Origin of the sequence: Campylobacter sp. VBCF_01 NA2, assembly GCF_027797205.1 — a bacterium.
Classification (GTDB): Bacteria; Campylobacterota; Campylobacteria; order Campylobacterales; family Campylobacteraceae; genus Campylobacter_B.
The window spans coordinates 325,838-340,310 of sequence record NZ_CP115607.1; the positions used below are offsets into that span (position 1 = coordinate 325,838).

Annotated in this window: 16 protein-coding genes; 7 read left to right on the plus strand and 9 right to left on the minus strand. The window is 38.3% G+C overall.

Features of this window, described 5'->3' with window-relative positions; all coding sequences use genetic code 11:
* Positions 1-11: 11 nt before the first annotated feature.
* A complete protein-coding gene (locus PF027_RS01785; RefSeq protein WP_270872230.1) occupies positions 12-1,067 on the plus strand; it encodes a DUF3137 domain-containing protein in 1,056 nt (351 codons plus the stop codon).
* 174 nt (positions 1,068-1,241) lie between these two features.
* On the opposite strand, the gene PF027_RS01790 is transcribed toward PF027_RS01785, so the two are convergent.
* The 9 genes from PF027_RS01790 to rpoD all read right to left on the minus strand — a co-directional run bounded on the left by PF027_RS01790 (position 1,242) and on the right by rpoD (position 10,325).
* A complete protein-coding gene (locus tag PF027_RS01790; RefSeq protein ID WP_270877304.1) occupies positions 1,242-2,132 on the minus strand; it encodes an NAD(P)H-dependent glycerol-3-phosphate dehydrogenase in 891 nt (296 codons plus the stop codon).
* Between the two features lie 129 nt (positions 2,133-2,261).
* Positions 2,262-3,341 (minus strand): DUF3137 domain-containing protein, encoded by a 1,080-nt coding sequence (locus PF027_RS01795; RefSeq protein ID WP_270877305.1) that lies wholly within the window; start codon positions 3,339-3,341, stop codon positions 2,262-2,264.
* Positions 3,342-3,456: 115 nt separating this feature from the next.
* Complete coding sequence (gene gatB / locus PF027_RS01800; protein ID WP_270877306.1) at positions 3,457-4,875, minus strand: Asp-tRNA(Asn)/Glu-tRNA(Gln) amidotransferase subunit GatB; 1,419 nt, start codon at positions 4,873-4,875, stop codon at positions 3,457-3,459.
* 108 nt (positions 4,876-4,983) lie between these two features.
* Positions 4,984-5,205 (minus strand): hypothetical protein, encoded by a 222-nt coding sequence (locus PF027_RS01805; RefSeq protein ID WP_270877307.1) that lies wholly within the window; start codon positions 5,203-5,205, stop codon positions 4,984-4,986.
* On the minus strand, positions 5,195-5,878 hold the full coding sequence (locus PF027_RS01810; RefSeq protein ID WP_270858236.1) for a F0F1 ATP synthase subunit A: 684 nt from the start codon (positions 5,876-5,878) through the stop codon (positions 5,195-5,197). The genes PF027_RS01805 and PF027_RS01810 overlap by 11 nt, the downstream gene beginning before the upstream one ends.
* Positions 5,879-5,956: 78 nt before the next feature.
* On the minus strand, positions 5,957-7,291 hold the full coding sequence (locus PF027_RS01815) for a coproporphyrinogen III oxidase family protein (protein WP_270865109.1): 1,335 nt from the start codon (positions 7,289-7,291) through the stop codon (positions 5,957-5,959).
* Between the two features lie 64 nt (positions 7,292-7,355).
* Entirely contained in the window at positions 7,356-7,694 is a 339-nt protein-coding gene (locus PF027_RS01820; RefSeq protein WP_270865110.1) for an AzlD domain-containing protein, read from the minus strand.
* Positions 7,695-7,696: 2 nt separating this feature from the next.
* Positions 7,697-8,404 (minus strand): AzlC family ABC transporter permease, encoded by a 708-nt coding sequence (locus tag PF027_RS01825; protein WP_270858233.1) that lies wholly within the window; start codon positions 8,402-8,404, stop codon positions 7,697-7,699.
* 43 nt (positions 8,405-8,447) lie between these two features.
* Positions 8,448-10,325, minus strand: a complete 1,878-nt coding sequence (gene rpoD, locus PF027_RS01830) for an RNA polymerase sigma factor RpoD (RefSeq protein WP_270865111.1) — start codon at positions 10,323-10,325, stop codon at positions 8,448-8,450.
* Positions 10,326-10,556: 231 nt separating this feature from the next.
* On the opposite strand from rpoD, the gene PF027_RS01835 reads away from it, so the two are divergent.
* The 6 genes from PF027_RS01835 to PF027_RS01860 are packed head-to-tail and all read left to right on the plus strand — an operon-like array spanning position 10,557 to position 14,424.
* Entirely contained in the window at positions 10,557-11,036 is a 480-nt protein-coding gene (locus tag PF027_RS01835; RefSeq protein ID WP_270858231.1) for a 3-isopropylmalate dehydratase small subunit, read from the plus strand.
* A gap of 13 nt (positions 11,037-11,049) precedes the next feature.
* On the plus strand, positions 11,050-12,120 hold the full coding sequence (gene leuB / locus PF027_RS01840; RefSeq protein ID WP_270877308.1) for a 3-isopropylmalate dehydrogenase: 1,071 nt from the start codon (positions 11,050-11,052) through the stop codon (positions 12,118-12,120).
* A 12-nt stretch (positions 12,121-12,132) separates the two neighbouring features.
* Positions 12,133-12,378, plus strand: coding sequence for a hypothetical protein (locus PF027_RS01845; RefSeq protein WP_270858229.1), 246 nt, complete (start codon positions 12,133-12,135; stop codon positions 12,376-12,378).
* On the plus strand, positions 12,368-12,787 hold the full coding sequence (locus PF027_RS01850) for a CiaD-like domain-containing protein (RefSeq protein WP_270877309.1): 420 nt from the start codon (positions 12,368-12,370) through the stop codon (positions 12,785-12,787). The genes PF027_RS01845 and PF027_RS01850 overlap by 11 nt, the downstream gene beginning before the upstream one ends.
* Positions 12,768-13,874, plus strand: a complete 1,107-nt coding sequence (locus PF027_RS01855) for a CCA tRNA nucleotidyltransferase (RefSeq protein WP_270877310.1) — start codon at positions 12,768-12,770, stop codon at positions 13,872-13,874. The genes PF027_RS01850 and PF027_RS01855 overlap by 20 nt, the downstream gene beginning before the upstream one ends.
* Complete coding sequence (locus PF027_RS01860; RefSeq protein WP_270877311.1) at positions 13,855-14,424, plus strand: hypothetical protein; 570 nt, start codon at positions 13,855-13,857, stop codon at positions 14,422-14,424. Before PF027_RS01855 ends, PF027_RS01860 begins: the two co-directional genes overlap by 20 nt.
* Positions 14,425-14,473 lie beyond the last annotated feature (49 nt).

Below are 14,473 nucleotides of genomic sequence, written 5' to 3' on the forward strand. Positions count from 1 at the left end.
AAGGCAAGAATTTGGATATTTACGAACTAGAAAATTTAAGAAAAAATACTTTAAAGGAAATTGATGATTTAAAGCCTTTTGTTATTTTGGGGACTTTTGTAATCCCGAGTTTGGTTTTGATAATTTTTCATTATTCTGGTTATGATGTAAAAAGTGCAAGTATTCCCATTGCTTTTATTTTATGTTTGCCTATGATTTTTTATATTGCGGATATTTTTGAGCTTGATAAAACGCCACAAATAAAATATATGTTGTTTGCCAGAATTACACCTATGATATTTTTTACAATAGCAACAAATTTGGCAGAAAAATATCCAAAATTTTTCTATATTGTAGTTATAATTTTTACTATTTTTTCAATGAATTTAATTTATAAAATGTGTATGAAAAGCATAAAAAAATCAAAACAGAAAAAGTATCAAAAAGAATTTAAAATTCAATCTTTGAAGCCTTATTTGGCAGAGTTTGGTTATGATTATAATGAAAATGGTTTAATAGAAAATATGTATTTAAGACATAGTAAAATTTTTAGAGAAAGTATTAATTATATAGAAAGTGGTAATGATAAAATTTGTGGAAAAGTCGATGGAATAAAATTTACTTTTGTAGATATAGCTCTTGTTGATACTATAAAAGGATATGATATTTACGGCGTATTTTTTCATGCTAGTTTTAACAAAAAGGCAAATTCAAATTTATTTGTAATTTCAAATGACACCACAAATGACAACGCCAAACAATTTAAAAAAATCACAATGGATAATAGCGAATTTAACGCTAAATTTAGCGTTTATTCAAATGATTTGCAAAATGCAATGTATATTTTAAGTCCTGCGTTTATGAAGCGACTTTTGGATTTGAAAAGACGGCTGAATTTCCCAATCAGCGTTAGTTTTGCGGGAGATAAAATTTACATATTTTTAGATACGGGCAAGGATAATTTTGAGCCAGACATCGATAAAAGTGTTTTACGCGCAAACCCAGCTTTTACCATAAAACGAGAACTTTCGCATTTTTTATCAATCGTTAAAACTCTAAATTTAAATACAAGAATTTGGAAAGCGTGAAATTTGGCTAAATTTTGCGTGGAATTTTGTAGAATTTTGCCATTTTGGTAGCTGTGAATTTAAAATTTGTAGATTGCCACGCTCGTTTCACTCGCTCGCAATGACACTTAAAAGCGAAATTTCGGTGCAGTATCCTAAAATTTGCGAAGCGAAATTTAAAAATTTCACTAAATTTTAGTGTTTTTTCAGCAAATCTCGCAGGCTCTCTTTGACATTTTTTCCGTCTAAAATTTTGCCTACTTCGCTCGAAATCGGCGTGTAAATTCCATGCTCTTTGGCGATTTTTTCGACTGCGCGCGCAGTATATACGCCCTCTGCGACCTCGCCAAGCTCGCTTAAAATTTGCTCCAAGCTTTTGTTTTTAGCTAAGCCTAGCCCCACGCGGTAGTTGCGCGAAAGCTCACTAGAAGCGGTCAAAAACAGATCGCCAACCCCGCTAAGACCTAAAAATGTGTCGTCTTGTGCGCCAAAAAACTTGCCAAATCGTGCGATTTCGACGATTCCGCGCGCGATGAGGCTGGCTCTGGCGTTGTTGCCGAGCCCCAGCCCGTCGCAAATCCCGCTGGCTATGGCGATGACATTTTTATACGCGCCACAGATTTCTGCGCCGATGACATCGGTGCTGGCGTAGGTTTTCATGTATGGCGGAAAAAGTTCTGCGATCGCTTCGGCGAGGGCGAGGGTTGTCGAGCTTACCACGAGGGCGCAAGGTAGTTTGCGCGTAACTTCGCTCGCAAATGAGGGACCTGAGAGGTAGGCGAGGTTTTGCGCACTCGTGTGGCGCTCGAAAATCTCGTTTAAAAACCTGCCACTGCTGGCCTCGATGCCCTTTGAGGCGACTAGGATTTTTTGGTTTTTGTTTGTGAAATTATGGGCCAAAAACTCCGCCGTGTGCTGTGCGGCGATGACAAATACTAGCATTTCGCAATCTAGTGCTTCTTCGATACTGACGAAATTTGGCAAATCTCGCGGTGTGCGCGAGGTGATGACGCACTCGTTTTTTTCGCTTAACGCGCCACAAAGCGCACTTCCCCATTTACCTGCACCGATGATTGCTATTTTCATAAATTCACTTTCAAATTTAAAATAAATATACGAATTTATCCAAATTTTGATAAAAAAATAATCAAAATTTGGATTTTTTGTGAAAAATAAAGATTTAGATTAATATTTATATTTGTGTGATAATTAAAGCTAAATTTTCCAAATTTTGGTGTTTAAATTTAGTATTTTTACTATCGATAAAAAATTTGCAAATTCTTTTATTATAGTTGTTGCTGTTTGAGTGGTGCTTATATCGATATTTGGCTCAAAACTATCTTTTTTGGTGTCAATAAAAATATAAATTTTGCTTTTGAAAAAACTTACTATGATAGGTGAATTAAAAATTTGCCTTAATTGTGTAAGTCGCTGCATAAAAGCGGGACTTAGAATATACATTGCATTTTGCACATCGTTTGAATATACATCAAAGAATTTATTAAATTCTGTATCGTCCATAGTGATTTTATCGCTTACAAAACCATAATCTTGCAATTTATATTTTTTTGTTGTTATAAAAGTCGTGAATTTAACTTTTTTGTTAAATTCAGCATAAAAAAATACGCCAAAAGTAGAAAAATTTATACTATTATGCACCATTATATCGGATAGTTCAAATTCTATATTATCGACTTTCCCGCTGATTTTATCATCGCCACCCGAAATTTCTTTCGTGCCAAAAATTAGACTATTTCTTATAAAATTTAAATTGATATTTCCTTTGGTTTCATACTCATACCCTTCTTTTAAAAACATAGGCTTTAAATATTTTAATTTAAATGCTTTTTTGTATTCTGCTATCTTATCGTTTTTTGCTAGGTTAAAAAACGCCAAATACGATACAAACATAGCAAATAAAGTAAGATATATCGCAGTAATATATGGAAAATCTACTTTGGTATATTGTGCTAACCCAAACAATAATATATAAGGTAAAAATAAAAAAAACATTTCCTTCATTATTATAAATTTTCTTTCATCTCTTAGATATATATAAGTAAGAAATATTGCAAAAACTATGACAGAAATAACATCTATTGTAGGATTTATAGCAACGGTAATGTCAAATTTTTGATTTTGCTCATAAGCTAAGTTAAAAAATCCAAGCACAAGCTGATTATAAGAAATAAGTATAATAGGGATTAACAATGTATATAAAAAATATTTTATTTTTAATTTATGAATTTCTTTTAAAATTTTTATTCTTAAATTTTCTAGTTCGTTAATATCCAAATTTTCTCACTTTGGTTTCAGTTTAAAAAATTTCACGCTTTTAAGAGTGGTGCATTTATCGTGCGTGAGCGAAAAAGCGTGAAATTTTTAATTTAATCCGTTGAAGTCTGGGAATTTAGAGTTTTGCCTTCAAAAGCTCATTTACTTTTGCTGGATTAAACGCTCCCTTGCCTTCCTTCATAACCTGCCCTACAAAAAAGCCAAAAAGCTTGTCTTTTCCGCTTTTGTATTCTGCGACTTTGTCGGCATTTGCGCTCAAAACTGCGTCTATTATAGCGATTATCGCGCCGTCATCGCTAACTTGTTTTAAGCCAAGTTTTTCGATTACGCTATCGACGCTTTCATCATTTTCCATTAAGAAATCAAGCACCTCTTTTGCCGCTTTTTGGCTGATTGTGCCGTCTTCAATGCGGGTTAAAAGCTCGTTCATTTTCGCGCTATCAACAGGGCTGTTTTCGATAGTTACGCCGTTTTTAAGGCGGCCGTTTAGCTCGACATTTAGCCATGTTACGCATAGTTTTGGCTCGCGCCCTGCGTTAATCAAATCCTCGAAATATTTCGCATTTTCATAGGTTGAGATGATAACTTCTGCATCTTTTGGTTTAATGCCAAGTTTCTCGACATAGCGAACTTTTTTCTCATCAGGCAGTTCAGGGATATTTTGTCCCTCTTTCATCATCTCATCATCGACTATCACAGTTAGCAAATCAGGATCAGGGAAATAGCGATATTCTGCGCTATCTTCCTTGCTTCTCATTGATTTGGTTACAAATTTATTCGTATCAAAAAGTCTAGTTTCTTGATAAACTAGCTCGTCGTATTTGCCATCTTCCCAAGCTGAAATTTGGCGTCCAACTTCATATTCTATGGCTTTTTGGATAAATTTAAATGAATTTAAATTTTTAATTTCAACGCGAGTGTAGAGCTTATCATCGCCCTTTGGTCGAATGCTGACATTGACATCGCAGCGGAAAGAGCCCTCTTGCATATTTGCGTCGCTGATATTTAAAAAGCGCAAAATCGAGTGCAGTTTTTTCAGGTAAGCCACAGCCTCATCGCTAGAACGCATATCAGGCTCGCTTACGATTTCTAGTAGCGGCGTGCCAGTGCGGTTTAGATCGACTAGGCTTCTGCCGTTTTCGTGGCTGTTTTTACCCGCGTCCTCTTCTAGGTGCGCACGCGTGATACCTATGCGCTTTTGCGCTCCGTCGATATTGATAAAAAGCTCGCCGTTTTCGACGATAGGGATTGTAAATTGTGAAATTTGATACGCTTTTGGCAAATCAGGGTAGAAATAGTTTTTTCTATCGAAAATCGACTTGCGATTTATGGTCGCATTGACCGCGGTGCCAAAGCTTATGGCCTTGATAACAGCTGCTTTATTTAGCACAGGAAGTGCGCCCGGCAAGGCTAGGCAAGTAGGGCAAACATGGGTGTTTGCCTTATCTCCGAAGCTAGTGGCGCATGAGCAAAAAATCTTGGTTTTTGTATTTAATTGACAATGAACTTCAAGTCCGATTATGGTTTCAAACATAAATTTTACCTTTAAAACAAAATTCTGTGATTTTACTACTAATTAAATTTGAAATCGGTTAAATTTTGAAATTTCAGCCCAAAATTTGGCAAAATTTGAGGCTAAATTTTACTTTTTGTTTTCTAATTGCTCTTTTAAATCGAGCAAATCGACCAAAAGGCAGGTGATGATGACACACACGATCCCGGGAGCTGTGCAGATTAGCAGAAATTTAAGACCTAAAAAATAAAATGCAGGATATGAAAAAAAGATAAACGCACCGACGAAAATCAGTCCGAACGATGCGCCTACCAAAAAGTATAAGAGATTTCGTTTAAGATTAATGCTCATCAACTACTACGGCACCAGCTAGATAAACATAGCTAAGAACCATAAAAATGAAAGTTTGCAAAATCGCCATAAAGGTTAGTAACGCATAAGGCACCATAGGCACGAGCGCAGGGAATAGCGTAAGCATAACCAAAAGGAACATATCATCGCCTTTGATATTTCCGAAAAGACGGAAAGATAACGACACAACGCGCGCGAAGTGTGAGATAAGCTCGACGATAAACATAAATGGCGCAAGAGCCTTTACTGGACCCATGAAGTGTTTGAAATATCCTACGACGCCGTGCTCTCTAATACCCTCGAAATGGTAATAAAACCACACACAAAGTGTCAAAGAAAGTGTCAAATTTAGGCTAGAAGTAGGGGATTCAAAACCAGGAATTAGACCGATAATATTGCTTAAAAATACAACCAAACCAAGAGTTGCTACAAGTGGGAGATATTTTTTGGCTCTTTCTTCGCTACCCATTGTGTCCTTGCCGATAGATAAAACACCGCCGACATAAGCCTCAGCGATATTTTGCATACCGTGTGGGACGAGTTGAAGTGAGCGAGTAGAAAAAATCGCAATAGCTATAATGATAGCAACTACTAAAAAGAAATAAAATAGATAAATAAAAGTGTGGTCGTAAGTAAATAAACTACCAGCGAACAAGAATATGTCTTTTAACATAAATTACCTTTTGGGATTAAAATTTTGCGCACATTTTACCTTTTTAATCGTTAAATTTGGTTTAAAATTTGAGGGAATTTAAGCAATTTGTTGCGCATTTTGCACTTCTTCTTCCATAATCGCGATATGCTTTGCACGCTTGATTTTAGCGTCATCTTTGAAGGTCGCTCTGACCTTATCCATGCCGGTGTAGAACTCCTTCATCAAAATCACGCAAAGATATTTTCCAAACTGCGTAGTGGTGATTTTGCCGCCTTCTACGCGGATTGCGTTTGAAAGCCTAAGTAGCGAGATTTCGCGCCCTAGCTCTTTGCGTAAATTTATGCCGTTTGCGCTTTGGAATTTTGCTATGTCAATCTCGCCGTTAAAAAGCTCGGTCAAAAATATATATTTTGCCCTCTCGCTATCGCTAAAATCGCATGTGGCAATCACTGTGCTTTTGCCCTCTTTGATGCGATTTGAATAATCGCTTAGGTTGAAAGCGTTTATCAAAAGTCTGCCGTCCAAAAAGCTAAACGCACCGCTTCCAATGCCCAAATATTCGTGGTTTGCGCCCACATACTCATCGGCGATATTTGAGCTTTCCCTCGCAAATGCCCATGAGTTATTTTTGTGCCACGAGCTAAATTCATCGCAGATTATTTTGTAAAATTCCTCTTCGTTATCCACACTGCTTATGCCTAAATTTCGCGCGATTTGATCGCGCATTAGAGGCGATTTCATTAGCGGATACATGGTGATTTGCTCTGGATTTACGGATTTTGCCATAGCGATGTCGCGGAGTAAATTCTCTTTTGTTTGAAATGGGAAATTAAAAATCAAATCAAGGCTTAAAATCGGCAACACCCCAACCGCTTTGCTTAGTTTTTCGCGCAAAACCTCGCCACTGCCGAATTTCTCATATCTCGCAGCCTTGCGCAAAATTTCATCATCGAAACTTTGCACGCCCACGCTTAATCTATCGATTAGCCCACGAAACCTTGCTAGCGAGGCAGGGTCGATGTGGTTAGGGTCGCTTTCGCATGAAATTTCCTCGATATTAAAAAGCGATTTTGCAAGCTTCAATGTGCGTAAAAGCTCGTCCTCGTCGATTAAGGTTGTGCCGCCTCCGACATAAAGTGTTTTGAAATCATATCCTGCCTCTTTCGTGCGACGCATTTCTGTTCTAAGTGCGCTAAAATAGGCTTTGCAGGCGTCTTTGTCATAGGCGTATTTGTGAAACGAGCAATACGGACAAAATGTGTGGCAAAACGGCACATGCATGTAGAGCATGTAGTTTTTCGCTGGATTGGGGATTTTTTCTATATTTTGGTCAGAAATGTCGATTCTAAGGGAATTATAAAGTGAATTTTGCATTGTTTTACTAGCATATTTTTTGGCAAAATTTTGGATAAAATTTGTGATTATTTGCATAGAGCTTAAACCTTCTTTAAAATAAAAAATTAACTTTTAAATTTAGCGAAATTTATCTTAAAATTCATATAAATCGCAGAAAAATCGTGTATAAAAGCGTCGGAACTGCGATTGTAATCAGCGAATTTCTAAATTTAGCGTGCGCCAAAAACGAGAGCGCTAAGCAAAACACAAGCCCGCAAATAGTGGCGAAAAATGTGGTATTTTCGCCATTTTCGCTAAATTTTGGAATCATAGTTTTTAGTGCATAAATCATAAGCACTATCATAATCACAAGCCCAGAGTTTTTTTGCAGATACACGAGCGTGGGGTTTTTGCTCTTTTTTTTAAAGAGCCAAAACGGCAAAAACCTCGTAAGCACGGTAGCTATGCTAGCCATTGCGATATATGCGAAAATCTCCATTGCTAGGGCCTTTCGAAAAATTTGCGAAATGCTAAAAGCGCAAAAATCGCGCAAAGCAGTGTGCCAAAAAGATAGTATTTCACAGGGAATACAAACAGCCCCGCAAACGCACAAATAAGGCTAAAAATCAAAATTTTATGCTGTGGGTTTGATTTAAACATTTCGTAACTTAGCATTGCAAAAAGTGCCACAAGGCTAAATTCAACCCCGCTAAAATCGACATTTAAACTAGCTCCAAGGATTGATCCAATCGCCACACCGCTAATCCAATACGAGTGGTTAAAAACAGCCGTGAGATTATAAATCAGCCCTAGCTCGCGCGCTCTTTGCTCGCTAATGCCATTTTTGCGCTCATCATCGCTTAAAAAAACGCGAGTTTTAAGCAGGGCAAATGTCTCATCAGTAAGCGCATAAATGGGATAAATTTTGCGTGGGATTGCGCGCAGTTCGTCGATGAGCGACATTGTGTAGAAAAAATGGCGAAAATTTAGCAAAAACGAGATGATAAAGGTATCTATCAGCGAGGCGCCAGTTACGATAAACGCCACCAGCACAAACTCCACGCTCCCTGCATAGACTAGCACGCTAGTTATCATCATCACCCAAAACTCCAATCCCTGCGAAATGCCGTAAATTCCAAACGCGATTCCAAGCGGAATATAGCCTAACATAACCGGTATTGTGGATTTGAAAATTTCGAATTTGCTCATAAGACGGAGTAAAATTTCGCCCAAAAAGGGCGAAATTTAAATTTTAAGATTCAATGTATGTTTTGAGTTTGCGACCGATTTTTGGGTGTTTTAGCTTTTTGATCGCAGAACTTTCGATTTGGCGCACGCGCTCTCTGGTGATATTTAGCTCTTTGCCGATTTCCTCTAAGGTGCGGTCACTCTCATCGTCCAATAACCCAAATCTCATGCGAATCACCGTGCGCTCGCGATCATTTAACTGCTCTAAAATATCGTCGATTTGCTCTTTTAAATCTGATTTTAGGATTTGCTCGATTGGCGAGATTGAGTTTTTATCCTCGACAAAATCGCCGAATTTGCCGTCGTCTTCGTTGCCGATTGGCGCTTCTAGGCTGATTGGCTCTTTTGTGATTTTGATGACTTGCTTGACCTTATCCACGCTAAGTCCCACTTCCTCGGCGATGACATTGATATCTGGTTCTTTACCGCCTTCTTGGATATATTTGCGTGTGATTTTGTTTATGCGATTGATCGTTTCAATCATGTGGATTGGGATACGGATTGTGCGGGCTTGATCGGCGATTGCGCGCGATATGGCTTGGCGTATCCACCATGTGGCGTATGTGGAAAATTTGTATCCTCTGCGATACTCGAATTTATCCACAGCCTTCATAAGTCCGATATTTCCCTCTTGGATTAGATCCAAAAACGGCAAACCGCGGTTTGTGTAGCGTTTGGCGATACTGACGACAAGGCGCAAATTTGACTTTGCCATGCGCGCTTTTGCGTTGTCGCTTATGCGTTTGCCACGCTTGATTTGCTCTAAAATTTCTTTTAATCTTTCTGGTTCTAAGTTGAAGCTTTTTTTGCTTGCCTCTTTTGTCAAAAATAGCTTTTTGATATCCACATAAGTCGATACCATGGTCGCTTCTGGCACACGGGCGATGATATCTTCTTTGCTTAGTTTTGTTATGTCTTTTAGGATTTTTTCGTGGTTTTCACGAAGCTCTTGGCTAAACATTGGAAGCTTGTATTCTAGGCGTTTTAGCTCTTTGTCAAACCCTGCGTCGCTTTTAAGGGCTGTTTCCATGGATTTGACGATTTCGGTAATTAGCTTGCTAGTTGGACCCAAATCCATAAGTTTTTCTTTTAAAATTTTCTTTTTAAATGCCAAATTTAGCTTAGATAGTGTGTCGTTGCTATCTTTGATTTGTTCGGCGTTTTTTTCGGCAAATCTCATCCACTCTCTTTTGGCTTTGTCTAGGGCTTTGAAGCTTTCGATGACTTTTAGAGTGCGTTTGTCGTTTTTCTTAGGGGCTTTTTTGACCTCTTTTTCCTCATCTTCGCCCTCGCTCTCATCATCGCTAAAATCATCGTCGATTTCCTCGTCCTCAGCTCCCTCTTCGTCGCTATCATCAAAGCTTTTGAAAAGCTCTTTTACACGGCGTTCGCGGTTGATTAAAGGCTCTTTGTAATCCAAAATAAAGTCGATTAGGTATGGCACAGAGCAAAACGCATCGATGATGATATCCTCGCCAAGCTCGATTTTTTTGCTGATTTCTATTTCGCCGTCTTTGGTCAGAAGTGGGATTTGCCCCATTTCGCGCAGATACATACGCACTGGGCTATCAGAGCGCGACCACTCCAAAAGCTCGACATCATTTGAGATATCAAAATCATCGTCCCAGCCCTCGTCAAGTAGCCTTTTTTGGGTAGCTTCTTTTAATTTTGCGTCCTCGATATTTCGGATTTTTGAAATTTCAGCAGCCGAAATAAGCTCCACATCGTATTTTTTGATAAGAGTTTCGATTTTTTTTACGACAGCTGTCTTTGGAGCTATATCGAAAAATTTAATCAATCTTTCAAAGGTTATGTAGCTTTTTTGGTTTTCTTCAAAAAATTGTTCAAGCGTAGAGTTAAGTTCTTTTGCTGATACTGCCATCAAATCTCCTTGTCTGCAAAAATAACCTTTAATTATACCCAAATTTTATAAAGCAAAACTTAAATTTATAAAAAATTCCCAAATTTAGGGCAAAATTTCAAAATTTAAAATTTGGCTGAATTTTTAAAATTTTGCAAAATTCATACGCTGTTTTTTGGCTAAATTGATTTAAATTTAATCTAAGTTTTGCTAAAATCAAAAGTTTATTTTAAAACTGAAAAGGTGAAAATTATGGCAAAAGTATGGAAGTTTGCAGACAATATCGACACGGACATCATCATCGCGGCTAGATATTTGAATACATCTGATGCAGATGTGCTTGCAAAGCACATTATGGAGGACGCTGACAAGGATTTTTATAATAAAATTTCGCAAGGCGACATCATCGTAGCTGGTAAAAATTTTGGTTGCGGCAGCAGTAGAGAGCACGCTCCAATGGCGCTAAAAGCGGCAGGTATTTCGTGCGTAATCGCGAAAAATTTCGCAAGGATTTTTTATCGCAACAGCTTCAATATGGGGCTTTTGATTTTAGAGTGCGACCAAACTGATGAAATTGGCGAAGGCGATGAACTAAAAATCGATTTGGATAATGGAATAATCCAAAATTTGACCCAAAATACGCAGTATAAATTCGGCGCAATTCCACCATTTATGCAAAAACTGCTAAATGCAGGTGGCGCGATAAATTATGCGAAATCTCAAATGAAATAATTCAAGGAAATTTATGAAAACTTATAATGTTTGCGTCATAAAAGGCGATGGAATTGGCCCTGAAATCGTGGAAGAAGCGGTTAAGGTTTTAGATAGTGTGAGCCATAAATTTGGCTTTGAGTTAAATTTCGACTACCATTTAATGGGCGGTTGCGCTGTCGATATTTTCGGCGTTCCGCTCCCTGATGAGACACTAAATGCCGCCAAAGCAAGCGACGCTGTGCTTTTTGGTGCGATTGGCGGGGCTAAATGGGACAATTTAGCGCGACATTTGCGCCCTGAAAGCGGACTTTTAAAACTTAGAAAAGAGCTTGGTGCGTTTGCAAACCTGCGCCCGGCAATCATTTTTGATGAATTAATCAACGCTTCCACTCTTAAAGCAGAGACCGTCAAAGGCGTGGATATCTTGGTCGTGCGCGAGCTAACGGGCGGAATTTACTTCGGACAACCACGCGAAAAACACGAAAAAAGCGCATTTAACACTATGATTTATAGCTACGAAGAGATCGAGCGAGTATCGAAAATCGCCTTTGAAGCAGCGATGAAACGGGGCAAAAAAATCACCCTAGTCGATAAGGCAAATGTGCTAGAAACCAGCCAGCTTTGGCGCGAAGTAGTCGCGGAGGTGGCAAAATCATACCCAGAAGTTGCGGTCGAGCAAATGTATGTCGATAACGCTGCAATGCAACTCGTGCGCGATCCTAAGCAGTTCGATGTGTTACTAACCGAGAATTTATTCGGCGATATTTTAAGTGATGAGGCGAGTATGATTTGTGGCTCGATCGGACTTTTGCCAAGTGCAAGTATCGGTGGCAAGGTAGGAATCTACGAGCCGATTCACGGCTCTGCGCCTGATATCGCAGGTCAAGGAATCGCAAATCCGATCGCAACCATAATGAGTGCTGCGATGATGCTACGATACGCATTTAATGAGGCCGAAGCGGCGCAGTGTATCGAAAACGCCGTGAAATCGGTCTTGCGAGATGGATACCGCACCAAAGATATAGCGAAATTTGACGCCAAAGAGATCTGCTCTACTAGCGAAATTGGCTCTATTATCAGCGATTATACGCATAAATTTTAATCTGAGCGCAAAATGGGCGAAGCGATAGAAGAAATCCTAAAAATGGAGCGCGAGGGCGATTTTTACGGCGCTTTGGCACTTGCTCGCACGCTCTTGCGCGTAGATCCAAACGACAGCGACGCTAGGGTGGCATTTGCCAGAGTGAGATTAAATCACAGGATAAAAAGCGGTGTAAATATGCAAATGAGCGAGATTTTCCTAAGTCCTGGCGGACATAAAAATCGTGAGCTTAAAAGGTGGCTAATAAATGGATTATGAGAACGAATTTAACGATATCATTAACGCTGTAAAAAGCGAAATCAAAGCGCAAAAACAGGTGCAAAATTCACAAAATTCTACCAGCGCGGTGAGTTTTGCTGAGTTTATCGAGCACTCAAACGATGAATTGAGCGCTGATTTAAATAGCGACGAGATTGCGCAAAATTTAGGCGATGATGATAGCTTGAATTTTAGCGAGATGAATTTTAATGCTCCTAAAAGCAAGGCTAGCGCAAACAGCGATGAGGTCGCGTTTTTAAGCGCGGTTAGAGAGCGGATATTGGTGCTTTTTGAGGGGCTAAATTCTTTCGATAGCACAGATATCGAGGCTAGGGTCGAGCTGAATTTGAAATTTATGGAATTTTTACTTGCGAGTATCGAAAACAGACTTGAAAATCTATCAAAATAGCGATTTTATCGCTATTTTTGACCTTCTTAAAAAATATACAAAAAGAGCGTATTTCGTCGGCGGTTTCGTGCGCGATTTTTTTTTGGGGCGCGAAAGTGGCGACATCGACATCGAAGTTTATGATATAAATCCGCAAAAATTTAGCGAAATTATGGGCGAGCTTGGCGCACTTGGGACTGGAAAGCAGTTTTTCGTCTATAAATTTCACAATTTCGACATTGCTTTGCCTCGCACCGAAAACAAGGTCGGAGTGGGGCATAAAGCCTTTGAAGTAACCCTTGCAAATGACGAAAAAATCGGTGCTAGGCGCAGGGATTTTACGATAAATTCGATGATGATAAATATTTTTAGCGGCGAGGTGCTAGATTTTTACGGCGGGTTAAATGATTTAAGGGCCCAAATTTTGCGCGTTGTCGATGAAAAAAGCTTCGTCGAAGATAGCCTAAGAGTGTATCGTGGGGTGCAGTTTGCGGCGCGGTTTGGCTTCGATATCGAGCCAAAAAGTTTGGAATTAATGCGCCAAATTGATACTTCTGATTTGAGTGTGGAGCGGATTTGTGCCGAGCTAATCAAGCTTTTTAGGGCTAAATTTCAGGGTTTGGGGCTAGTAATCTTGCACGATTTGGAACTTTTTGAGAAAATTTTTGGCGTGCAAATTTCGCGGGAGCGGTGCGCAAAAATCGCAAATTTTATTGATAATGGGCGAAAATTTATAAAAAATGAGGCATTTTTTTTATATGCAGTTTTAAATTTGCTAAATTTAGACAAAAAACAAACTTTGGAAAATTTAAAGCTAAATTCGCATTTTAAGCGCATTATAAATGAGCCGTTTTATAAAAAAATTAATGATGAAAAACTAATGCAAATTTCACTGCAAATGTCGATAAATTCGTGGCTTGGAGCATATAACCAAACTCGCGTAAATCGCGCCAAAGCACTTGGAGTGTATGAGCAAAAATTTATTTCAAAAATAAAAAGCGAAGCCGTTATAAATGACGGATTTAAAGGCAAAGAAATCGCAAATGAAATCAAACGCCGTCAAAAAGATGAGATAAGGAAATTTTTAAATGATAAAAACGCTTTTTAAGCATACGATGAAATTTTTTGAAGCTGTGTTTATTGGTTGGGCTGTTCTTTTAGGATTGATTTTGCTATTATTTTTATTTTTTTATGTATATTCTAAAATAAGTTTGTCGTATGGGGATTTTATGTCAGTAAAAAAGCACAACAGTGCAGAAATTTCTAAATTATTTAGCACAGAAAACCCAAAATCATTGTTGCTGTATCGCAGTAAAACATCGTATGGTAAAGTTTGCTATGTAAATTTTCTAAAATTAGAAAATAATTATTCTTTTACAGAAGATTTTATTTCAAAAAAAGGATATGAAAAAGTTCCTAAATCAAAATGTCACGCAATAGCAAATTTAACGAACGCTTCTACCAAATTTGCTGCGCCAAATTTTACTTATTTAAACCATAGGGAATTTTTAGTTTGGGGTTCAACGGAAAATCTTCATATTTCGGCATTAAGCGACAATATGGGGCAGGTTTGGCGAGATGGTCGTGATGAGCACGAGATTATATTTTACCCAGATAAAAATATAGTTCAAAAAAATACTCTGCAACCTTACAGATAGTCATTATTCTTTAAAAAAGCGTAAATTTAGCCTTATTTTAGTAAAATTG

Bases quoted from the DNA above. Each gene is read 5' to 3' on its own strand.
- PF027_RS01790 (WP_270877304.1), bottom strand. From the start codon at position 2,132: ATGAAAATAGCAATCATCGGTGCAGGTAAATGGGGAAGTGCGCTTTGT.
- gatB (WP_270877306.1), bottom strand. From the start codon at position 4,875: ATGTTTGAAACCATAATCGGACTTGAAGTTCATTGTCAATTAAATACA.
- PF027_RS01805 (WP_270877307.1), bottom strand. From the start codon at position 5,205: ATGAGCATTAATCTTAAACGAAATCTCTTATACTTTTTGGTAGGCGCA.
- PF027_RS01810 (WP_270858236.1), bottom strand. From the start codon at position 5,878: ATGTTAAAAGACATATTCTTGTTCGCTGGTAGTTTATTTACTTACGAC.
- PF027_RS01815 (WP_270865109.1), bottom strand. From the start codon at position 7,291: ATGCAAATAATCACAAATTTTATCCAAAATTTTGCCAAAAAATATGCT.
- PF027_RS01820 (WP_270865110.1), bottom strand. From the start codon at position 7,694: ATGGAGATTTTCGCATATATCGCAATGGCTAGCATAGCTACCGTGCTT.
- PF027_RS01825 (WP_270858233.1), bottom strand. From the start codon at position 8,404: ATGAGCAAATTCGAAATTTTCAAATCCACAATACCGGTTATGTTAGGC.
- rpoD (WP_270865111.1), bottom strand. From the start codon at position 10,325: ATGGCAGTATCAGCAAAAGAACTTAACTCTACGCTTGAACAATTTTTT.
- PF027_RS01835 (WP_270858231.1), top strand. From the start codon at position 10,557: ATGGCAAAAGTATGGAAGTTTGCAGACAATATCGACACGGACATCATC.
- leuB (WP_270877308.1), top strand. From the start codon at position 11,050: ATGAAAACTTATAATGTTTGCGTCATAAAAGGCGATGGAATTGGCCCT.
- PF027_RS01845 (WP_270858229.1), top strand. From the start codon at position 12,133: ATGGGCGAAGCGATAGAAGAAATCCTAAAAATGGAGCGCGAGGGCGAT.
- PF027_RS01850 (WP_270877309.1), top strand. From the start codon at position 12,368: ATGGATTATGAGAACGAATTTAACGATATCATTAACGCTGTAAAAAGC.
- PF027_RS01860 (WP_270877311.1), top strand. From the start codon at position 13,855: ATGATAAAAACGCTTTTTAAGCATACGATGAAATTTTTTGAAGCTGTG.